Consider the following 21,683-nt stretch of genomic DNA (forward strand, 5'->3'; position numbering starts at 1 on the left):
TCTTATATACTAGCCCCTTTCAGTTTTTCCACAGTTCTTAAACCTGCAAGCCCAAGCATGGCAAGAGTTAGTTCCATCATTGTATCAAGTGGTAGCTCAGGTTTACCAATATCAGGTATTAACCATACTAAAAGCGGGTTTATCACAAAGGCAAACAAAAAACCAAAACCACATACCCACATTAAAAACGGGCGTGCGCCTGCTACAAATGTGCTGCGGTGTTGGGCTTGCACCTTCATAATCTCGGATTGTGCTAAAGCAGGTTGCTGTGCCAAGCGTTGTTTTACAACATCAAGCGTTAATACCTCTTCGTCGCTGGTAAATAAATTATCAAGCACATTGCCTACTGCATTAATTGGCTCAGCCGCATTGCTTGTGAATAAACTCGTAACCCATCCCATTATTTAATCCCTCTGATAAATTTAATAAAGCCTTTTGGGTCTTTGCTAAACGATTTAATTAGCTTGTCGAACCCTTCTAAAATGTGTGGTGCTGCATACGCTGTTACGCCAATCACACCCGTTTTTAGGCTTTCGTCAAAGCCGCGCCACTCACAAAACATAGCCGCTAAGTACGCTGCAAAAATAGCAACGAGCACGTTCATACAGTAATGAAAAAACGTAAATTGCTTTTTGCTTAAATACATTTGAATAGCGGCTGCTAAAAAACTCAACATAAATAAACGCCCCCATTGCTTAATAAATTCTGTTACATCAATCCAGCTCATGCGGCTTCCTTAGGTGTTGGGTTTAAGTCTGAATACTCAGGCTCTTTAAATTCAATATGCTGCGCGGCAGGTAAGTAGTTATTAATGCCTAATACGTCTTGCTGCAAGGGCACAACTTCATTGTTGTAATACGCACGGGTAATCTTATCTAAATCACCAAAGCCCGGGCTGTCGCCAGATGATTGGCCGCTGAGTGCTTCTTGTGCGCGGTGCATACTGAGCATGTCGTTAAGCGTAATTTTTTTAATGCGCTCAAATTCGTCTTTTGTTGATATGTCGCCCACTGGTGTAATGTTTATCGCTTTTTCGGCATCGGCTTTATTACTGCGAAAATTAAAAAACAAACTTCTAAAGTTACCCACACCTTTGCTGTCACGTATGGCATTTTTAAGGGCGGTTTCATCGTCAGCGCTTAAATTAGGGTCAGCCATTGAGAATATAAAGCCCATGTGCGCACCGTTCTTGTAATAACGGCGACGAAATAACGTGGCATCTTCATTAAGCAACGCCGACTGAATACCGCCGTAATATTGCGGTATGCCATAAATGCCTTGCCCGGGGTCGTATTCTTTTACGTGTATTATTTCGCCTTCATTAAAGTAAATAGGCTCATGACTGCGATTACTTAATTGTGCGTACACACCGCGTTTATCGGTATAACGCATAGTTAGTGCAGGCAAGTGGCGTAGTTTAATAACTTGCCCAAATGAATTTTTAATAACCTGCAAATAGGCGTTACCGCTCCACAGCAAATCAAACGCAAACTTACTAAGGGCTTGATGGCTTAAAAGCGGGTTAGGCTTATACCATTTTAAAATCATGTTGCGTTTAAAGTAGAGTATTGGCCCATGCTGGGCATTTACACGCAGCAGTTTAACCAAGCCTTGCAAATTAATGGGCGGGGCGTAAATGCCGTTACTGTCACTAAACACCCCAACGTAATCGGTTAGCCGGTTGTCTAAACACGGCTCCGGATCGCCAAAGCTAAACGTATCGGTTACCGCTGTGCGTTGGTTGTAGTTTGGCGCTTGGCCGTTACTTACTTGTAATCGTGGTTTACTCATTAAGCTGCAATTCCTACAGATGTTTGACGGCTATGGGCGTTACCGTCGAGTGGTTCAAATAACATAGCGTGCATAATTGCCCACGCAATATCGGCATGGCCTGTTGTGGCTGTGCGGTTTGTGGCATAGGTGATTTGGTCGCCCACCACTTTACGGCGAATATTAATGAACGAGCTGGCAATATTTACCGCGTCCTGGTCAAACTCAAAGCGGCGGTTTTGAATAACGTTAATGGCTTTAATAACCATGCGGTTTTTAATGATGGGGTTGTAATGAATCGGCTCGGCATTGGGGTAAAACTTAGTAATAAGCTCCCACACGCCATAACCAATGCCAGTAGTGTCTACGCCAATATGCACAACGTTGTATTTTTCGGTGAGGTGTTTTATCTCGTTTGCCATGGCTTCAAAGTCGTTGCCGCTTAAATCAAGTGCTTCTAGCAGTAAAAACTTTTCGCCTGGCTTCATGGGTGCACTTAAAATGGCAACACTGGCTTTATCGCCAAAGCGGGCAGGGTCAAAACCAATTACAACAGGGCGCAGACCAAATGGGCGCTCGTAGGCTAAATCAAAGTCGGTCCACTTGGTCGAGTCGCCCACGCAGTTCATAAGCTGTTTAAGGTTAAATGCACTGTGTGCATCATCAATAAACTTACACATAAACAAGTTATTAAACTCATCTACGCTGTATTCGTTTTCAAGTACGCCAATATCAATGCGGTCAAAACCACTGGTTACTACATCGTAAACCGTGAGCATTTGACGCCAAATACCGTCGTCACACAACTGACCGTTTTTTAAGTTTTTATGGCTTACATCAATAGCAAATTCGGGATCGTTACACGCTTTTGTTTTGCGGTACCATTTACCGTTCCAATGGTCGTAGGCTTCGTGGCTGGTAACCGATGGCGTACTAAAATACGTTATTCGTAAATGTTTATGCGTTGCCATAGCCTGCGCCAAACCGCGCAGCGACTTATATTTAGGTATCCAAAACACTTCATCAATATATAAATCGCCGGACTCAGATTGTGCAGTACGGGCATTAGTTGATTTAAATATTAGTTTAACCGTTTTACCGCCGGCTAAATTAAGCACCATGGGTGAGCCACTTAATTCAACATTAAAATGCTCACGCACCAACGCCACAATATTGGCTTTAAATACTTCGGCCTGGTCGCGGCTCGCCGATATAAATATTTTATTGCGCCCATTTACCACAGCATCGTAAAACGCTTCGAATGCAAAATAAAATGTAGCGCCAATTTGGCGTGGTTTTAATATAAAACGGGTGCGGTGGTCTTGGTTATCAAACCAATGTTTTTGGTGAGGATAAAGTAATGTGTCTTTAAGCTCGTTGAGCATTTCAAGGGTAATGCCAGAGCAATCGTTTTTCTTTTTCTTCTTCGATTTTTTGTCATTGCCGTTATGACTGTTGCTGCTGTTATTGTTGGCGGGATCGTCATTACTTGCGCGCTGTTTTGGGGCTGGGGCTAATTTACTTTTATTAAGTGCGCACAACTGGCGCGTGCAAAAGTCGAGCTCTTTATAGTCAGCATCGGTTTTATCGTCTTTATCGGCCAGTACATTAATGCGTTTGCTAAAGGCCATTTCGGCGTTATAACTTGGGCACATGTCCTCCCACTTGCCAGCCTCCGACCAACGGCGAATGCTACGCGCACTGGGCATGTCGTCAAGCTCGGCTATTTCGTCCACCGTGTAGCCCTCAACAACATACAAATCTTGTGCTTTTTTGCGTATCTCTGGTCCGTAGTTCGCCATCTATTGCGCCGCTTTTATTAATCCATAGCGGCAGTGTATTCGTTATAAAACGCTTAATCTGTCAGTCAAAAACCTAGCCATTCCTAAAAGTTAAATATAGGAATTTCAAAAAGTTAAACCGTTGGAAAGGAATAAAAAGAGGGTGCAAACTGCAATCACTTTAAAGCAATACGCTTAATTTGCACATATTTAAAAAGGGTTGTTTATGCCAGGTCAACTACGTACTAAACCGTTATCGATTGCCGCTGTAGGTATGACCGTTGACGGCCGCGAAATATCAGAGCAAGACGTAGCCGACATTGTAGAAACCTATAACCCGCGTAAATACGGTGCACGTATTAATGTTGATCACGAATTTAACTGGTCGGGCTGGGCCGCTAAAAATCTTCATAACGTAGATATTCCCGGCATGTTGGGCGATGTAGAAAGCGTTGCAGCCTATGAAAACGAAGAGGGCGTTGTGTGCTTATACGCAGTGCTTGCGCCCAATCAAGGGTTTGTAGAGCTGAACAAAGCAGATCAAGCCGTTTATTTTAGTATCGAAATTAGCCGCGATTTTATGGGCACAGGCAAAACCTACCTAACCGGTTTAGCAGTGACCGACTACCCAGCCAGTTGCTATACCGACCGTATCCATTTCAGTAGTAAGAGTAAGGCAGATGACACGGACGTCTCTTTATTAAAAGTTGATTTAGGATCATGTGAGCCTATCGACGCCGCACCTAAAAAACCATTTTTTAAACGACTATTCGCAAAGGAAGAACCCGACATGAACGAAACACAATTAGCCACAGCCTTAAAAGATGCGCTGGGCACACCGCTTAGTGAGTTTGCTAAAAAACTAGATGGGCTTGCCACAAAGCTTGATTCGTTTTCAACCACAAAAGTGGAAGGTGAAGAAACGCCGCCAGCTGATGATGAAAACACTGAATTAGCTCTAGTAAAAGAAGAGCTATTAAAAACAAAAACAGCATTGGACGAACTAAACGATAAGTTTACCAAAGCGTTGAAAGCACCTGCGGGTGATACCACTGACGCCGACGAAGAACCCGAAGGCGAAGAGGGTAAATACAGCAACTGTCTGTAATTGCATTCACTCTAACTTAACTTAGCTAAACGCAGGAAAGAATATGAAAACCAGAACTAGAGAATTATTTGTCGCCATTATGGCTGGCATGGCCGTTAATTACGGCGTTACATCAATGAGTGAGCAATTCAACGTTGAGCCTACAACCGAGCAGCGCTTATATGATGCTGTTTATGAATCGGCTGAATTTTTACAGATGATCAACACCGTACCGGTAGACGACTTAGTTGGTCAGTCAGTGATCATGAGTGTAGACGGTGGCGTTACAGGTCGTGCAGGCGTTGAAACTGACAACACCAAAGAGCGTAAAACCCGTGATGTATCAAAGCTCGATAAACGTGAATACCGTTGTTACCCAACAGAATGCGACATTCATATCACATGGGTAAAAATGGATCAGTGGTCTAAGTTCCCTGATTTTCATAATCGTTATCGTAATCACGTACGCCAGGCTATTGCGCTCGACATTATTAAAATTGGTTGGAATGGTACGCGCGTAGCTGATACCACAGATATTACAGCCTATCCAATGATGAACGATGTAAACATTGGCTGGCTACAACTAATTCGCCGCGATGCACCCGAGCGCGCAATTAGTGAAGGCGCAACCGCTGGCGAAATTCGTATTGGTAAAGGCGGCGATTACGAAAACCTAGACCAAGCGGTGCACGATGCATTGCAAGGTATTCCAGAGCACAAACGTGCAAACATGGTAGCTATTATTGGCGACGAGCTTTTAGCGCAAGACAAAAACAAGCTATACGCCAAGCAAGCACATACCCCAAGTGAAAAAACCAAGATTGAGCTGCAACAGGTGATTGAGACCTATGGCGGTTTAATGACATACAAAATCCCTTTTTTCCCTGCTCGTGGCATTTTAGTCACCAGCTTTGACAACTTAAGTCACTACGTACAAACGGGATCAACACGTACCAGTGTAGAAAACAACGCCAAGAAAAAACGCGTTGAAGACTACCTATCACGAAACGATTGCTACTACGTAGAAGACCTTGAAAAAGTCATGTATTTCGAGTCTACCAGTATCAAGTTACCAAATTCAGACGGTAGCGCCTGGGTTTAAATTTTCGGTAAATTCCCATTTGGCCGGCTTGTTTAATCCAATTTTCAAGCCGGTCTTTTTAACCACATTAAAGAGTGTTTTTAAATGAGCTTAGTCAAAAAATCATTAGCCAAAGCAGCAGGCAGCGTACCAGCAAGCACTGACAAAAAAGCGCCAACGGTCGCGGCAACAGCCACGAGTACCCATGCGCCAACCACTATCACTAAGCAAACCGAGTACCAGCTTTATGCAGCAGCCATCGAATCTGACTTAGCTCAATTAAAAACATTTACTGATATAGCAGATAAAGCAACTTACAAGTCTGAAGCGTTAGAACGCCAAGACTATTTAGGGTATATCAATCAATATCGACTAAGCGGCCAGTGCCACCCGAACACGGTTTTAGCATGGGTGTTTATTTGGTTGGTTGACTTAAAACGCTGGGATGCAGCGCTAGAACTCCTGCCGTTTATGATTGAGCAAAAGCAACCACTGCCAACGGTATTTAATACCAAACATTGGCCTGCATTCGTTATCGACCAACTCTACGATGACGCTAATTACTACCTAACAGAATCAAAGCAGCAAGGCTTATTTGATATTAGCTATGTACTGCGTGGCTTAATCAATACCGTAAAAAACCAAGACTGGAACGGCCTTGAAGTGGTGGGCGGTAAATTGTACGCCATTGCTGCCAAGGTTGATGCAGCCCAGCACAACTATGGTAATGCTCTGTTATTTGCAGAGCACGCCCAAGCCATTAACGACAAAGCAGGAGTTAAAGGTTTAGTAGATAAGCTAGCAAAGCAATTAAAAGCAACGGTTAGCGAGTAACAGCTCCAACGCCAGCGGGCAACTTAGCACAGTGCGAGTATTAATTATGTCGCCAGTGTGACTAAGTGGCGCCCGCACCCAATTTAATGTGTGTGTTTTTACAGGTGCAATATGAATTTAAGCGGTATGCCACAAGCAGATTTACAAAGCATTAATGTTGATGTGCCAGGCAATGGCTATTACCCGACATTAAGCACGGCTTATTTTATAGAGCACTACGCCGTTGCCCAAGAATACGCCAGTAAAAGTGAGCTGCTTGTTGAAAAGCTAAAGCGTGCACAGACCGAGGTAAACCAAGAACTAGTAAGCGCTGTGCTTACTAACGGCACACCATTAAACGCACAACAAATAATTTTTTATAACGATGCAGTGTATAGCAAAGCCAAAGCTAATTTATTGGTATCTAAGCTTGGCAGTACACACCGTGAAAACGCAACAGCACAGTCGCAATCAGCCATTGATAACTTTGAACACTGGCAACGCGAAAGCATAAACGCTATGCGCTTACTGCAAGCACTAAGCCCTAATTTATCGGTAGAGCTGTTATGAGCCAAAGCAAAATTGAAAAGCTTAAACAGCATTTAGTGAGTGTTGAGTACCAAGGCCATAAGTTGGCGCTTAATACCCAGTTTGATAGCTGGATAGAAGGCGGGCGCATAGAGCCAAGTAGTAAAACAATGAATGGTAACGGGTTATTGGCAGCGAGGTTTTATTACTCAGGTGTGATCAGCATTAATCCATGCTTTGCGCCGGCTGCGTTAATTTGTGCCTTTGCATCGTTTTGGTTGCAAAACAACGGCGGGCGTTATGACAGCACCGACATTGAATTTAGCGCCGATGTAAACGACGACAACAGCAATGAAGTCGAGCTGACTATTAACCAGCTGTGTGAAGACATAGAACTAATACAAACAGACAACGGCCCTTTTGAGTTAAACGGTAACCGTTACGACTTTGGCGAGCAAAGCCTATGGGTTGCTGAATCATTTTTACTGCAAGGCACTGTAAGCCGTGCTTAACGTTAAATTTGACGAAGGGCGCAGCAAAGAACAATTAGCGTTTTTACAGCTCAAGCCTAATAAGCGGCGCAATATATTACGTCGTGTTATTCGAACAACGAATAAAAGCAGTAAAGAGCGGATCACCAAGCAAACAGATTTAGCAGGCAAAACATGGCAAGGCAGAGCAAGTGGTAAAAAAAAGAAAATGCTCACCAAGCTTAAAAAGTTTATGAAGGTTCGCCACAGTGCAAACGACGCCAGTGTTTATTTTTCAGGGGGCAACAGTGGAAAAATAGCCCGTGCCCACCAAGAGGGCATAAGCCTAGATGCAGGCAAGCCAAAAGGTAAAGCGGCTCAAAATAAAGAAAGGCCAGCCACGCGAAATTTAGCCAGGGCATTAATAGCCGAGGGTTACAAAATACCGCGTCGTAAAGGCAAGGGCAGTAAACGCCCAAGTATTAAATGGATAACAGAGAATTTAAGCATTAACCAAGCAGGGTTTTTACTTCGCGATTTAAAGGGCAGCTCAAGTAAGAGTACATGGCAAATTGACTTGCCGGCCCGCTCATTTTTAGGGCAAACGCAGGGCGAAGAAAAGCAGCAAATGAATTTTATTTTAAACCAGGCTATGCACGTTGCGTAGCGCAAAGCAAAAGGAACGATCATGGCACAAGGTAAAGTAACCGTTGCCGCCATACAAACAGGCAGTGGCGCTACGAAACAGATTGAACGCAGTGTGTTGTTTATCGGTCAAGCGAGTGAGAACAACGGCAAAATTTTATCTATTAATGCACAAAGTGATTTTGATGTTGAGTTCGGCGCCGCCGACTCCCCACTAAAAACACAAGTAAAAGCATGGCAACGCAACGGTGATGACTTAGTGAGTGGTTATGCCATCCCGCATGGCGCAGGCGATAACGTAATGGCCCTTATTGATAAAGCAATGGATCAGGATGTTAGCCCTGAAATTATTGTTATTTGTACGCCAGTTACAGGCAAAGCCGACATTGAAAGCTACCAAGCCAAAGCGCTTGAAATTTTATCGAGCCTTGCTCGTCGTGTTCGCTTTTTACTTGCAGCACCTGGCTTAACGGCTGAGCAAAGTTGGCCTGATTTAGTGACTTCATTACAACCGTTAACCGATGGCGTAGTAGGCGATCGTGTGGCTGTTATCCCGCTTTTATTCGGTGACGAACTAGGTGCAGTAACAGGGCGTTTATGTAAAAGCGCAGTCACTATTGCTGATAGCCCAATGCGTGTGCTTACGGGTGCAATGTCATTGATGCCACACCCAGAAGATGCCGCCGGCAACCCCTTAACCAACTCAACCACGGCGGCACTTGATGCGCTGCGTTTTAGTTGTACACAGTTTTATGCTGATTTTGATGGTACGTATTTTGGCGATGTAAACATGCTGGACGCTGAAGGCGGTGATTTTCAAAAAATTGAAATTGGCCGCATTGTTGATATGGCTGCACGTGCTGTGCGCATTATTGGAATTCAAAACGTTAAAAATCGTCGCTTAAACAACAGCAGCACCGGGATTGAATTTGGTAAACGCATTATGGGTAAACCGCTGCGCGACATGGCACGCTCTATCAATATTGGTGCCGATAAGTTCCCTGGTTTAATTCGCGCACCAAAAGACGACAGTATCAACCTAACGTTTATGAATGCGACCACCTTACAAGTCGTACTTAAAGTTAAACCAATCGATTCACCCAACACCATCATTGTTGGGATCATGTTAGATAACGCAGAGTAGGAGCGCAAACATGCAAAAAGTACTAGGCGGTAAAGACTTCGATATCTTCATTGGTGATTCGATGGTTCATGTTATGGAAGCGACTTGCAAAATTACTGATGGGCGCACCGTTAAAAAAGTGCGCGGTATTCCAAAGGGCTTTATTGATGGCGATGTTGAAGGCGAAGTAACACTAAAGCTTGATCATGAAAATTGGTTAATCGTGCAATCGCAAGCTGAAAAAGCAGGCAGTTGGAAAGGTATTGAACCGTTTGATATTGCGTTTAATGCAGAAGTAGCTGCAGGTAAAAAGAACGTTGAAGCGTTTGGTTGCCTGCCGCAGCTGGACGAAATTTTAAACATTAAAGCCGATGGTGGCGAAGAAGACACCACATCAATCAAGTGTCCGATTACTAGCCCTGATTTTGTCAAAATTAACGGTGTGCCATACCTAACTGACGATGAAGTGAGAGATTTGTAATGACTAAAGCCATTCGCACACTAACTGCCACAACATTACTAAGCACCCTGCAAGCATGTGGGCATAAAGTATTTGAGGGTGAATTAAACCTAAACATTATAGGCATTCGCCATACAAACACCCGTGCCAACACGTTTAACGATGCAATTTGTGTGTTGTATCAGCAAAACAGCGAATGGCAGTTAAAGCAGTATAAAGCCACAACAGATGCCGGTATTTACTGGCGTAAAAACCCAATGAACATAGACGGCACAGCGGTGCTAGTTGCAGGGCAGCATAAAAGCTTATGGACGTTGGGTTATCACCAGGGCAAGTATCGCGCCCTTGTACAGCATAAACCGGTTGTTGTTCTACGTGACAACAACAAAGACACCGAGTTAGACACGGACGTCACACCCCAAGCAGAGCTACAACAAGGTTACTTTGGTATTAATTGCCACCGTGCAAACAGCAAAACCACATCAACCCAAGTTGATAAATGGTCTGCCGGTTGTCAGGTGTTTGCAAATCCCAATGACTTTGATGAATTTATTGCTTTGTGCGAGCAATCAGCAGCCAAGTACGGCCCTTATTTTACCTACACACTGCTAGAACAAGCAGATATTAAAGAGAGTATTGATCATGGCGTTTGAGAAAAAAATCACATTAGAAACCCCCGTTGGCGAAATCACATTTAATGTAAATGGCGCCGACTACAACAAATACATTAACTCGACTCAGCCAAATAACAAGGTGCAGCCGGCAACTAACTTTTTATTAAACACAGTGGTTGAAGCCGACGCTAAAAAGCTCAAAGAGCTGGTACAGCAACCGGGTGCCGCGTTGTTTTTAGTGGGTGCCATTGTTGAAGAATACCAACCCGAGTTTAATTTTACGGTAAAAAAATCGAAAGCCGAGCCAAGCAAATAGGCAAAAGCAGGCTCGATCAGTTACTGGCATACCACGCTAAGTATTTTGGCAACCAACCAGTAACTGATGAGAGCTTGGCACAGGCGCTTTACCTTGAAACATCACAGCAAGAAAACTTTGTAACAGCCGTAAATAACGGCATTTGCACAGCATTAGGCGGCGAGTAATTAATGGCAACACTCAGCAAATTAGACAAGCTTACTTATTCAATCGGGATCATCGATAAGGTGACGGGTCCGGTTAATAAAGTGATGGCTAAAATTAATCAGCTGAGCCAGCAAACCGCCGCCGCACAAGATCAAATGATGCGCGGCGCAGCCACAGCCGTAGCAGGTGGTTATGCGCTTGCCCGTTCGCTTGCGCCAGCAATAGATCAGGCCGCCGCATTAGGTGAAGTGAAGTCGCTTGGCGTAGTTGACGAATCATTACAAAAATTAAACAAAACTTCATTAGAGTTTACCGCTAACTTTGGCGGCAACGCATCCGACTTTGTTCGCAGTGCCTACGACATTCAATCAGCAATGTCAGGAATTACAGGCGACGAACTATCAAAAGTTACCGAAATATCAAACACCTTAGCCAAAGCCACTAAAGCTGATGCCGCAACAGTGACCGACTACATGGGAACGATGTACGGCGTATTTAAATCAACAGCCGACAAAATGGGCAAAGTAAAGTGGGCGGAAGATATAGCAGGCATTACCGCTAAGGCAGTAACTGATTATAAAACTGACGGTAAAGAAATGGCTTCCGCGTTCAGTGCTTTGGGAGCCTCATCGTCTGCGCCACTGGCAGAACAAATCGCAGTAATGGGGCGTTTGCAATCGACTATGAGTGGTAGTGAATCAGCAACAAAATATAAAGCATTTGAAGCTGGAGCAGGTAAAGCTCAAAAAGCACTCGATTTAGATTTTACAGATAGCTCGGGCAAGCTATTACCGATGGTAGATATACTTCAAAAAATAAATGAAAAAACAAAAGGATTAACTAAGCAAGCGGACATTGATGCAATAGCAACCGCGTTCGGATCAGCTGAAGCATCATCATTAATTAAACTATTAATAACTGATATTGATGGGCTAAACAATCAGGTTCAAGACTTAGGCAGCGTAAGCGGTATGGCAAACGTTGCAAAAATGGCAGACGATATGAGAACGCCATGGAACAAATTAAGTGGATCATTTAATGCTGCATCCATAGCACTAGGCCAGCGTTTGTTACCTGTGGTTGAGCCGTTCGTTGAAATGCTCGCCGCCGGCTTTGCTTATATCGTTTCGTTAACTGAGCGCTTTCCGATTTTATCCAGTGTGATTGCAACACTTGTAGTGGGCATTGTGGCGCTTATCTCTATTTATGGAGTGGTCATGTTCATGATGGGCCTTTACAAAATGGCGCTGATAACAAGTGGTGCGCTCACAATGGGTTTAACAGTGATAACTAAATTATGGCAAGGCGCACTTATTGCGTTACGTGTATTGGGTTTTTTATCACTCATTACAACGATGGGCGCGGCGGCCATTGCCATGGGTACATTTAAAGCAGTTATGCTCGCAGGCCAAGCGGCTACATGGTTGTTTAATGCAGCGCTTTGGGCAAACCCAATTACGTGGGTAGTAGCGGGTGTTATTGCGCTCATCGCGGCGGTTGGTGCGCTTATCTATTACTGGGATGACTTAGTGGCTGCGTTTCAAAATACCGCATGGGGAAAAGTATTAATGGCGGTGTTTGATAGTGTGAAAGCGGCCTTTAATGGGGTGATTGATAGCGTAAAATGGGTGCTCGAAAAGCTCGGCCTGCTTGACGATACCGAGGCAAAAATAAAAACAGAAGCGACCTCAACACACGAAAACATTAACCGTGCTCAGCCTAGCAATTTAGTCATGCAAAATGCAGATCAAGCGTTCAGCCGCGACTACGGCCAAGCTGTGATCAACAAAGCCGCCCAAGTACCAGGCAATAAAGCCAGCACTAACTATGGTGCGGTGAATGATGTTACGTATTTGAATCGAACGCAGTTAAACAAAGGTCAAACTAACAATGCTATTAACTCAACATTGCAAAGCAGTAATGTCATTGAGCAAACAAATAGCGCGTTGGCACAAACGAACACATTAAATAACCGCTATGTAAGTTCAACTGTGGCGAATAGATTAACCAATACCGCGCCTGTAAACACCGCTATTAATAACAATGCTTCAGCAAACGATGCTGCTTTTTTTGCTAGCGCAACAACGCATAGTGTAGTTAACCCAGTATTACAAAATAGTATTGCTACAAACCAAACAAATAAGGTTTTGGCACAAACCAGTGCAGTAACCATGACTGCAAACGATGCTGCTTATTCAACAACGGGCAACATCAATAACAGCGCTACTAACTCAGTATTACAAAGCAGCCCAGCTACACATAACGATGTTGGCCACAATGCACAATCAACACAGTTCGTAACACAATCAGCGATAGGAAATGGCAATACACGCACAGCTAATCATTTTACTAACGCGGCTAATTCACCTGTTTATAGTCAAAAATATGAACAACTCGCCCGCTTTAATCAAGGTGCAGCGCCATTACAACGATTGCCAATGGTCAAAACAGATCAGGCAATTACTAACACAGCGAACGCGTACAGCGTTGAGCCGTTAAATACTGAGCAACAACACACGAATAGCTATAAAGCCAAAGTACAAAAATCAGCGTTTTTACAAAGCCTAACGAGCAGCACCAGCCAGAGCAGTTCAAGCGAGAGCGATAACAGCAAGCGTGTGCACATAGACAACTTAACGATTAAATCTGACGACTTAGCGCAAAGCTTTGAACAAATGATGGAGCTAGCAAGCTGATGAACTTTGATATTGCACTGCACATAGATTTAGCCGTTGAGGATAATGATTTTGTACTTAATGACTCGCTGACACCCAGTACATTAAGTAAATCGAATGTGGTGGCGCAAGATATAAAGCATCGAATTTTAGAAAGCGGTTTACTCATAAAGCTGATTGGCCTGCGCAATAAAAACGGCATTGCGCCCATTTTAACCGAGCTCGAATTACTAACCGAGCAAGACAATCGGATTAAGCCTGGCACTATAAAAGTGTACCGAAATGACGACGGCACATTAAGTATCACCGCGCAAACGCGCCAATACGGGAGCCTACAAAGTGGATTTTAAAACCCTAATGCAAAATGCAGGTTTGCCAATGGATGAGCAAACAGCGCAAGCGCAGTGGCAAGCACAGTTAAAAGAGCAAAACATACAAGTTGCCAACAATTCACCCTTTGGCCCATTTTGGCGAACCGTTGAAGCGTTGCTAACAAAGCCAGTCGTGCAGCTGTTTAATTGGCTAGCAACGCAGCTAATGCCTGACTTATTCATTATGACAGCAAGCCGAGTTGCACTGATTGAACGCCATGGCCCTGCACGTAATGTGTTTATTCAAGCGGGCGTAAAAGCACAGGGATTATTAACGTTTACACGCGAAAGCGACGAGGGCGAAAGTTCCATTGTGGCAGGAACCGCAGTGGTAACCGATGTGCTAGGCGATAAAGTGTATAAGCTTATACTTTTACAGGATGTGTATTTTCAACAAGGGCAACGCACTGCGTATGCATTGGCTGAAGCCTATGAAACCGGTGCAGCTTATAACTTACCCGCAGAGGCTTACCGATACTTTACTGAGCAACAAGAAGGGATCACCGTAACCAACAACGATGATTGGTTAATTAAGCCAGGCTCTGATGATGAAGACACTGAGCATTATCGCCTACGCATTCGTAACGTATTTGGTACTGCTTCCCGCTGGCATATCAATGCTGTTTACAAACAAATTATTGCTAGCTTTGCTGTACCAATAGATAACATTGAAATACTAACCAATGCACCACGTGGACCAGGCACGGCTAATGCGTATATTTACTTAGATGTTGGCCCTGTACCAACAGCACTATTGAGTGCTATTAACCAACATATTCGTACCGCAGGCCACCATGGTTTAGGGGATGACTTTATGGTTTACGCTATGGCAACCAACGGGTTTGATATCACCGCAACCTATAAGTTACATGACAACAGCCACGCTATTCAAGACGACTTAACCACGTTTATACAAGCCGCATTTCGTCAAAATGCAGCGTATGCACCCACACGCGTAACGCATCAAACTGTGTTCAGTATTAGCCAACTAATAACACAGTGTCATGAACAATTTAGTGAACTGCAATCAATCAAGTTTGATATTGACGACATAACCGCCGCCAACTGGTTACCGGTACTTACATCATTAACCGTTAACGAGGTGGCAAATGGCTAACGAAATCGCCACTTGGTTAAACAAAGGCTACGCCGAAAAACTTGTAAAAGCGGCCACAGGCTACTGGGAGCAATCGCGCGACTATGTTATGTGGGCAGTGAACCAAAAAGACGAGTTAAAAAATGAAGAGCCTGTATTAGGGTTTCTGGCATGGGAGCGCTTAACAAACCGCTTAGATGATGAGCCAATCGAGCTATACCGCAAGCGTGTACAGCATGCATTGGTTAATACTATTGACGCTGGCGAAATGGCATCCGTAAGAAGTATTTTCGACCGCTTAGGGCTAGAAGTACTTAACGTGCGTGAGCGCATCGATGGGCGGGATTGGGACATTATTGCAATTGATATGTCTGACTCAACGCTTGCAGGTAATACAGATTTACTCCCTGAGCTAATACAGCTCTACGGCCGTACATGCCGACGCTACGAATTAACCGTGCATAACAAAGCTGATGTATCACTGAGCTTAGGATTAACGCATGTGCAGTGGGATAGCTGCCATATTGATCACCCACTGCATTTAGCGGCACAAAATAAAGCACAGCAACAATACAGTTATGGTTTTACTAATTTGCAAAATGAAAGCTGCGAAGCGCCACTGTATGCAGTTACGCACGATGTAAAACACGTATTGCCATTCGAGCAGCTGTATCAATTTTTAGGGTGCGACAACCTTGTTAGTAATACAGACCACCAAGCAATCACCACCGATGTACAGCATGTAATTGCCGCACATCATCACTATGGATTTTTAAGTAAAGAGGGCGGTGTAAGTATCGCCAAGGAGCCATTATGACCCAAGCGATCACCGGCATTATGACCAACGCCGGCAAAAGTTACATCACAACCCGCGCGCTGCAAAACTCAGGGCTCGATGTTAAAGAATTAGTGTTAGCAAACATTCCTAATTTAAATGAAAGCGCAGAGCGCAACCCAAACGAAAAAATGCCCAGTAATTTACAAATTGTGCACCGTCGCAATATTGATGTGTCTGGTTATGTTGACTCAAACACGGTTGCTTGGGCTGTTGTGTTAGAGCAAGAGATAGGCGACTTCGACTACAACTGGATTGGGTTAGTAACAGAAGACGGTACTTTGCTAGCGATTGATTACTTGCCATTACAACGCAAGCGCCAGGGCGTAAACAATGTACATAACCGCTCGTTTGTATTGAAGTTTGCAGCTGCTGCGGCATTAGCGCGGATCACCATTCCCGCACAGTCTTGGATGTTCGATTACAGCCCACAAATTGATGCGCTAAACGCATTGTCAACCACAACAGCAACCGCGCAGGTAAACAACATGTACCGCACGTTGCGTAATTTTTTCTTGATGTCAGATTTTACCGTATTTACTAAGGAACTATGATGAGTATTGACCAAATAAATGAAATTGTAAGCGCGGCAGACCGCGTAGTCACGGCGATAGAAAGCAAAGCTGCAGAAATCGATAATAAAACAGCGCAACTAGCCAGCGATTACGCAGGTAAAAAAAACGAGTTAGACAAGCAAGTAGCTGAAAATTCAGCAGAGCTAGCAATCGTTGCATCAGCCGGCTATCGAAAAGCAATTGAAGATGCATCAGGTGGGCGTAACACTATAGTAATTGATGATCAGGGAAACCCAAATGTAATGGTGCGTATCCCGCGTTTTAACTACGAAGACATTAACCAAGCCATTCTTGATCGTTTGGGCGTTGACTTAATGCTAGGCACAGGCACGCCAACCATGTTCCAACGCAACGGCGAGCAAATGGGAGAAGTGCTAATTGCAAAATACCTAGCATCATCAGGCGCCAATGGCGGCTGTAGCGTAATTGGTGGTGTGCAACCACGTACATCAGTTAATTATGATGTAGCAAAAGCACTGTGTAACAACAAAGGTGAAGGCTGGCATATGATGAGCATCCATGAATGGGCAGCAATCGCGCTATGGTCACTAGCTAACGACACTGTGCCGCGCGGTAACACAAATTATGGCCGAAGCCATGAAAACAAATTAGAAACAGCTCGTCGGTCAGATAATGGTTTACCCGGAGATACATCAGGACTTGCCAGAACTGACACAGGTAAAGGCCCAGCAACATGGTCGCACGACCACACAGAGTGGGGCATTCAAGACCTAGTAGGTAACGTGTGGGAGTGGCTAGATCAAATGATGCTAAGTGAAGGCCAAGTGATCACTACGTTAGATAACAACCCAGAAATTGTAGAAGAGAATTGGATTAGGCATGCAGCTTATTTTGATTCACCTGTAGATAACACGGGAGGTACTGTTAATGCAGGCTCTCCAATATTAAATAGCCGAATCACAAACAGAAATGGCCCGCTAGGCGATGATAATAGTAATAATCCATACCTAGACAATAGCCACTTTGCCGCAATTATAAAATCAGAGACTTATCAAAAAGCGGAGGTTTTACGCAGGTTATTGATTGAATCAGAATCAACTACAACAGTATCGGGGGCAATCTATTGTAGAAACTACGGTAATAGATTTCCATTACGTGGTGGACTTTGGCTCAATGGTTCCGGTGCAGGGCTAGGGGCTCTTGGTTTGAGTAATGCGCGGACATCGGCTATTAGTAGCATCGGTTTTCGTCCCGCTTTCTTTGCGTAATTGATTATTAAAATTGAACTCGCGCATGCGCGATTTTATATCGCGCTTATCAAAATATTAAAAGGAACAACTATGTTTTCATACATATATAAAGGCGTAAGCCACAGCAATACAACGGGTGTGTACATGCAAAACTTAGGCATGGATGCAGAGCAAATCGAATCGGTTTTAAATCAGCAGCACTATGAACTGAGCCAAAATACAGCAAAACGCCAAGCTGCATACAAAGCAGAATCTGATCCGTTATTTATGGAGTCACAATTTGATAGCACAGCTGAGTCACATCAAAAGTGGCAAGATAAAGTAGCTGAAATAAAAGCCCGTTACCCATTGCCTGAAAATGCATAACGTTGCGCTTTGTTATCACCAAACAGCCGCCCCTTGCTCAATGCAAATGGGCGCGCAGTTACTTGCATCGGCAATAAAAGACGGCTCACGCACAGATAAGCCAGCACAATATAGCGCGCTGCTCTTATCTGTTAGCGCAAATGACCCTGCCGCACTGGCTAGCAAGCTCAGCATGATAAACGAATATTGCCCAATACCTGAGTTTATTAGCTGTGCTCAATACGGCCAAAGTCAAAGTGCACTAGAGCAAACTCAGCTCGTAACCTATGACGGCCAAAGTATCGAATGGCAAATAAACACATTGCAAAACTTAACGCCAATACGTGAGCAACAAATAGCGGACGAAATTGCTACTGTAAACGACAGTGGCAAGCAATTAATAAACACCATTGACGATGCATTGACTCAAACCGTTGAGCTAAAAACAGCACGCGACGAGCGACTAAATCAGGCGCAATTTACTGCTCAAAGTAGCGGGGTCGATATGCAATTAATAACAGCCGGCACAGCAAAGCAGCTAGCTGACTCAGTTGCTAGCAAAGGCAATGAGCATAACTATTGGGCGATGTGTTTATTTGTTGGCGAACCAAGCGAGCTTAATCATATTAAAGAGGTGTTATGAGCATATCGTTAGATGGCTGGAATATCCCCGGATATGAAACGCGGGTCAATGCTGGTATTAAATTAGCCGGCGGCGATATGTCAGGCATGGGAAGTTTTGCGCTCATTAGCGATCAAGGTGTTAAGCCTGGCATATTAACTGTGAGCACTAAAATACCGCTTAATGAAGAGGGGGCTTTAGCATTGCTTATTAGCAAAGCGAAAGCACTTGATGAAAACGGCGCCCGTATTATTTACACAATTAATAATGCATTGGCAGAGGCTTATAAAATACGTAAAGCCAAATTTGATGGCGAGGTAAAGGCAGTAGAACTTGAAGAAAAGCGCGCGTGGCAAATCACCTTTAAACTTATTGAAGTACAGTCCGTATCAGAGCGTGAGCAACAACAGCTAGACGGTACAGCAAACCAAAATGCACAGTCGCAAGCGGTCACTTCAAATAACGATGTACAAAGTAAATTTGCAGCGGTGGAGGGGCCATGAGTACTCGCCTATCTGATACGCTAACAATTGGGGGTAAACCAGTAACGAGCGTCGTTACTAAAAGCGTACAACTTGATATAGCCAGCACTGGTCGTGCAAAGTTTGAAATAGTGACAGAGGAAGTGCCAAGCGGATTAGTCGAACTGCATTTAGGTTACACACTAGATAATATGGTCCCGTATTTTCTCGGCGTTATCGAATCAAAACACCAGGCAAACGGCCGTTGGTATTTAACTTGTCGCGAATTACTCGGCGCATTAAGTTTCACTGCCCCCCTTGCAGTTCGCCATGCAACAATCAAAGCGGTGCTTGATGAATTGGCAAAGCTCGGTGTTGAATTTGTGACACCTGAAAACGCCAGCTATTTAAATAAAACGATACCCGCGTTTTACCATAGCGGCACAGGTATTGAAGCGCTAAAGCAAATAAGCAAAGCATGGGGCATTAGTGATTTTATATTTCAACAACGCCCCGATGGCAAAATATTTGTCGGTAGTTGGCACGACTCCCGCTGGCCGCTTGCAGCAATAAACGATTTTCCAGAGCATACAATAACAGCCCAAAGCTCAACTACCGGTGAGTTGATCGCCATTCCAAAATTAAGACCAGGCATAAAGCTAAACGGGCGTCATATTACCGAAGTAACTTTAATCAATAACAGGATGCACATACGATGGTCAAACAAGCCATTAAACGCCTAATACAGCGCTACTTTCCAGAGTTAAGCGAGCGTAAACACCTGCCGCAACTTGCACGTATCGAAAAAATATACGACCTACCAAGTGGCGCCGCAGCAATCAGCACCGCATTTAGACCACTAAAAGCGGCCGACGTACAGCTATTAAACCCGCTCACAAATGAGCCATTACTCGTGCCTGTATTTGAGCAAGTAACACTCGGCACAGGGCAAGCATCCGATCATGGTTTTTTGAACGAACCTATGCCAGGCATGCAGTGTTTAATACAATACATCGATGGCCTAAACAGCCATCCCGTCATCACCAGTTTATTACCATGGCAAAGTTTAGTGCCAGAGCACAAACGCACCGATGTTACGCTACAGCAAAACAGCCGCAGCAAAATACAAGGCCGCGACGGCAACTGGCACACCACAACTGATGGCGATATAACCCAAACCAGCGATACCACAAAAAGAAAATCGCGCAACTGTTTAGAAAATCATCATGAACGCAATACCAATATAGCCACGCACGACACATTAAAAATAGACGGCAACCAAATAACCGAAGTCATGGGCGCCCTGAAAACAGTAGTAGGTGAAAAAGCCTTAATTGTAGCTTTAGAAGGGCTATTACTTGGCAGTAAAAAACAGGTAGATATTGAAGCCGCCGAAAACATGAACCTAACCACACTCAAAACCCTACACGCCAAAGCAACCGAATTGGCAAAGGTCGAAGGAAAAACAGTTTGGTTGGGTGACAGCTCAGTAAACGTGGCTCAAGTTCTCCTTGATTTAATAAGCCTAGTAAAAGACATAAATCAAAGTTTAGAAACCCACGGCCATAAAGATCAGGGAGCAGGGCCACCAATTACACAAGGCGAATTTACAGGCCACAAATCAACAGCAAGTGATTTGAAAAGTATATTAAAGCCAATAGTAGAGTAGTAAGTTAATAATAAAAATCTCAAATAGTTGACAGATTACTTAGTTTTAAAAGTAACAGAACCGCTAGAACTTTGGGTGAAATTTCATTGAGGCTATTGCCCCATCATTTATTGCTATCACGCTTGTTCTACCTTTTTCAGTAGACTTCGGAATATAACAATCCGCACTAGGAGTATCATAATTAGTATACCCTTTTTTGAATATTTTATAATTAGACAGGCTAGCTATTAATGTGATGTTTGGTTCTGGTGTAAGTCCTGGCATCCGGTATTCAACATCGTATTTATCAAATTTTGAAGGACACTGTGTATATGATTCGTACAAGAAATAAGGTGCTGTAATAGGAGCAAATACTAAATAACTAACAACTATAGGCCAATACATTACCCAATGTTGATGGTAGTAGGAAACCGTAGCTATAGTGATAAATACAATAGCTGCTAACACAGTTAATGGCCCAAGGTTTATTGCAAAAAAACCAAAGAAAAAATCAGAAATTGAGGCGTAATCAAAAAGGTTTATGTTCTCCTTATTAAAAATCATCCAGAGTGTAGCTAAGCCGCTTATCGATATATATCCACTCACTATTGTAAGGAATAAAGTAGGGTGCTTTTTTAAAAAACGTCCAATTGACTCAAGCTGTGCTCTTTGACGTTTTACTTTATCTGAATTATTACTCTTCAATGTTACGTTAAATTCTTGATTATCCACATTTACTTTATACTTTATCATTGCTCTTTCCTTTTTTAGTGTACCTTTATCATTGTTTTTTTAGTTGGGTACAAGTTATTGTTTATAAAATTATTTTTAGGAATCTCATTCATCAAATCTTTGATGTAAGTCTCGGTGGTAGCTTCTTTGTAATGAAGTTTTACTATTGATTACAAGGTGTGTATAAAAATGTGTATAAACTTATTTTTAGTAATTAATATACCTTTTAATATTAGGTGTTTAAGTTTTTTTTCGTATAGTCGTGCCAATAGATTGT

General features: G+C 43.5%; 27 protein-coding genes. 22 read left to right on the top strand and 5 right to left on the bottom strand.

Annotated elements, in window-relative coordinates; translation table 11 throughout:
* Positions 1-2: 2 nt before the first annotated feature.
* Genes DO88_RS02340 through DO88_RS02325 form a run of 4 tightly spaced genes read right to left on the bottom strand, consistent with a single transcriptional unit; the run spans position 3 to position 3,572 of the window.
* Positions 3-401, bottom strand: a complete 399-nt coding sequence (locus tag DO88_RS02340; protein WP_033040782.1) for a 3TM-type holin — start codon at positions 399-401, stop codon at positions 3-5.
* Positions 401-727, bottom strand: coding sequence for a phage holin family protein (locus DO88_RS02335; RefSeq protein WP_033040784.1), 327 nt, complete (start codon positions 725-727; stop codon positions 401-403). Before DO88_RS02335 ends, DO88_RS02340 begins: the two co-directional genes overlap by 1 nt.
* Complete coding sequence (locus DO88_RS02330) at positions 724-1,791, bottom strand: phage portal protein (protein ID WP_008135637.1); 1,068 nt, start codon at positions 1,789-1,791, stop codon at positions 724-726. The genes DO88_RS02335 and DO88_RS02330 overlap by 4 nt, the downstream gene beginning before the upstream one ends.
* Entirely contained in the window at positions 1,791-3,572 is a 1,782-nt protein-coding gene (locus DO88_RS02325) for a terminase large subunit domain-containing protein (RefSeq protein ID WP_033040786.1), read from the bottom strand. Before DO88_RS02325 ends, DO88_RS02330 begins: the two co-directional genes overlap by 1 nt.
* 205 nt (positions 3,573-3,777) lie before the next feature.
* Between DO88_RS02325 and DO88_RS02320 the strand changes: the two genes are divergently transcribed.
* The 22 genes from DO88_RS02320 (at position 3,778) to DO88_RS02220 (ending at position 20,695) form a co-directional block, all read left to right on the top strand.
* On the top strand, positions 3,778-4,659 hold the full coding sequence (locus tag DO88_RS02320) for a GPO family capsid scaffolding protein (protein WP_033040788.1): 882 nt from the start codon (positions 3,778-3,780) through the stop codon (positions 4,657-4,659).
* A 43-nt stretch (positions 4,660-4,702) separates the two neighbouring features.
* Positions 4,703-5,740 carry a phage major capsid protein, P2 family gene (locus DO88_RS02315; RefSeq protein WP_033040790.1) on the top strand — a complete coding sequence of 346 codons (1,038 nt, stop codon included), beginning with the start codon at positions 4,703-4,705 and terminating at the stop codon, positions 5,738-5,740.
* 84 nt (positions 5,741-5,824) lie between these two features.
* Positions 5,825-6,553, top strand: a complete 729-nt coding sequence (gene gpM, locus DO88_RS02310) for a phage terminase small subunit (protein ID WP_033040791.1) — start codon at positions 5,825-5,827, stop codon at positions 6,551-6,553.
* A 111-nt stretch (positions 6,554-6,664) separates the two neighbouring features.
* Positions 6,665-7,102, top strand: a complete 438-nt coding sequence (locus tag DO88_RS02305; protein ID WP_007378146.1) for a head completion/stabilization protein — start codon at positions 6,665-6,667, stop codon at positions 7,100-7,102.
* Complete coding sequence (locus DO88_RS02300) at positions 7,099-7,572, top strand: phage tail protein (RefSeq protein WP_007378145.1); 474 nt, start codon at positions 7,099-7,101, stop codon at positions 7,570-7,572. The genes DO88_RS02305 and DO88_RS02300 overlap by 4 nt, the downstream gene beginning before the upstream one ends.
* Positions 7,565-8,197 carry a phage virion morphogenesis protein gene (locus DO88_RS02295; RefSeq protein ID WP_007378144.1) on the top strand — a complete coding sequence of 211 codons (633 nt, stop codon included), beginning with the start codon at positions 7,565-7,567 and terminating at the stop codon, positions 8,195-8,197. The genes DO88_RS02300 and DO88_RS02295 overlap by 8 nt, the downstream gene beginning before the upstream one ends.
* Before the next feature lie 21 nt (positions 8,198-8,218).
* Positions 8,219-9,319, top strand: coding sequence for a DUF2586 domain-containing protein (locus DO88_RS02290; protein WP_024609307.1), 1,101 nt, complete (start codon positions 8,219-8,221; stop codon positions 9,317-9,319).
* Between the two features lie 10 nt (positions 9,320-9,329).
* Positions 9,330-9,779 (top strand): phage protein, encoded by a 450-nt coding sequence (locus DO88_RS02285; protein ID WP_033040793.1) that lies wholly within the window; start codon positions 9,330-9,332, stop codon positions 9,777-9,779.
* Positions 9,779-10,411, top strand: a complete 633-nt coding sequence (locus tag DO88_RS02280) for a hypothetical protein (protein ID WP_008135628.1) — start codon at positions 9,779-9,781, stop codon at positions 10,409-10,411. The genes DO88_RS02285 and DO88_RS02280 overlap by 1 nt, the downstream gene beginning before the upstream one ends.
* Positions 10,401-10,688 carry a putative phage tail assembly chaperone gene (locus DO88_RS02275; RefSeq protein WP_007378140.1) on the top strand — a complete coding sequence of 96 codons (288 nt, stop codon included), beginning with the start codon at positions 10,401-10,403 and terminating at the stop codon, positions 10,686-10,688. Before DO88_RS02280 ends, DO88_RS02275 begins: the two co-directional genes overlap by 11 nt.
* Positions 10,689-10,711: 23 nt before the next feature.
* The gene (locus tag DO88_RS19285; protein WP_425273081.1) at positions 10,712-10,855 is read left to right on the top strand and encodes a DUF6890 family protein; all 144 of its coding nucleotides are present in this window, start codon (positions 10,712-10,714) and stop codon (positions 10,853-10,855) included.
* 3 nt (positions 10,856-10,858) lie between these two features.
* Positions 10,859-13,531, top strand: coding sequence for a phage tail tape measure protein (locus DO88_RS02270; protein WP_033040794.1), 2,673 nt, complete (start codon positions 10,859-10,861; stop codon positions 13,529-13,531).
* Positions 13,531-13,860 carry a DUF2590 family protein gene (locus tag DO88_RS02265; RefSeq protein WP_033040797.1) on the top strand — a complete coding sequence of 110 codons (330 nt, stop codon included), beginning with the start codon at positions 13,531-13,533 and terminating at the stop codon, positions 13,858-13,860. The genes DO88_RS02270 and DO88_RS02265 overlap by 1 nt, the downstream gene beginning before the upstream one ends.
* Positions 13,850-14,998, top strand: a complete 1,149-nt coding sequence (locus DO88_RS02260) for a baseplate J/gp47 family protein (protein ID WP_033040799.1) — start codon at positions 13,850-13,852, stop codon at positions 14,996-14,998. The genes DO88_RS02265 and DO88_RS02260 overlap by 11 nt, the downstream gene beginning before the upstream one ends.
* On the top strand, positions 14,991-15,794 hold the full coding sequence (locus DO88_RS02255) for a hypothetical protein (protein WP_033040800.1): 804 nt from the start codon (positions 14,991-14,993) through the stop codon (positions 15,792-15,794). Before DO88_RS02260 ends, DO88_RS02255 begins: the two co-directional genes overlap by 8 nt.
* Positions 15,791-16,366, top strand: coding sequence for a phage tail-collar fiber domain-containing protein (locus DO88_RS02250; protein ID WP_033040802.1), 576 nt, complete (start codon positions 15,791-15,793; stop codon positions 16,364-16,366). Before DO88_RS02255 ends, DO88_RS02250 begins: the two co-directional genes overlap by 4 nt.
* Entirely contained in the window at positions 16,366-17,616 is a 1,251-nt protein-coding gene (locus tag DO88_RS02245) for an SUMF1/EgtB/PvdO family nonheme iron enzyme (RefSeq protein ID WP_033040803.1), read from the top strand. The genes DO88_RS02250 and DO88_RS02245 overlap by 1 nt, the downstream gene beginning before the upstream one ends.
* Positions 17,617-17,688: 72 nt before the next feature.
* The gene (locus DO88_RS02240) at positions 17,689-17,964 is read left to right on the top strand and encodes a hypothetical protein (RefSeq protein ID WP_033040804.1); all 276 of its coding nucleotides are present in this window, start codon (positions 17,689-17,691) and stop codon (positions 17,962-17,964) included.
* Positions 17,957-18,586 carry a hypothetical protein gene (locus DO88_RS02235; protein ID WP_033040805.1) on the top strand — a complete coding sequence of 210 codons (630 nt, stop codon included), beginning with the start codon at positions 17,957-17,959 and terminating at the stop codon, positions 18,584-18,586. The genes DO88_RS02240 and DO88_RS02235 overlap by 8 nt, the downstream gene beginning before the upstream one ends.
* Complete coding sequence (locus DO88_RS02230) at positions 18,583-19,068, top strand: baseplate complex protein (RefSeq protein ID WP_033040806.1); 486 nt, start codon at positions 18,583-18,585, stop codon at positions 19,066-19,068. The genes DO88_RS02235 and DO88_RS02230 overlap by 4 nt, the downstream gene beginning before the upstream one ends.
* Positions 19,065-19,769 (top strand): hypothetical protein, encoded by a 705-nt coding sequence (locus DO88_RS02225; protein WP_033040808.1) that lies wholly within the window; start codon positions 19,065-19,067, stop codon positions 19,767-19,769. Before DO88_RS02230 ends, DO88_RS02225 begins: the two co-directional genes overlap by 4 nt.
* Positions 19,742-20,695 (top strand): hypothetical protein, encoded by a 954-nt coding sequence (locus DO88_RS02220; RefSeq protein ID WP_033040809.1) that lies wholly within the window; start codon positions 19,742-19,744, stop codon positions 20,693-20,695. The genes DO88_RS02225 and DO88_RS02220 overlap by 28 nt, the downstream gene beginning before the upstream one ends.
* Before the next feature lie 63 nt (positions 20,696-20,758).
* Here DO88_RS02220 and DO88_RS02215 read toward each other — a convergent pair whose 3' ends face one another.
* Positions 20,759-21,427 carry a hypothetical protein gene (locus DO88_RS02215; protein WP_033040810.1) on the bottom strand — a complete coding sequence of 223 codons (669 nt, stop codon included), beginning with the start codon at positions 21,425-21,427 and terminating at the stop codon, positions 20,759-20,761.
* Between the last annotated feature and the right edge of the window lie 256 nt (positions 21,428-21,683).

Source organism: Pseudoalteromonas sp. S3431 (genome assembly GCF_000690035.1).
GTDB classification, from domain to species: Bacteria; Pseudomonadota; Gammaproteobacteria; order Enterobacterales; family Alteromonadaceae; genus Pseudoalteromonas; species Pseudoalteromonas fuliginea.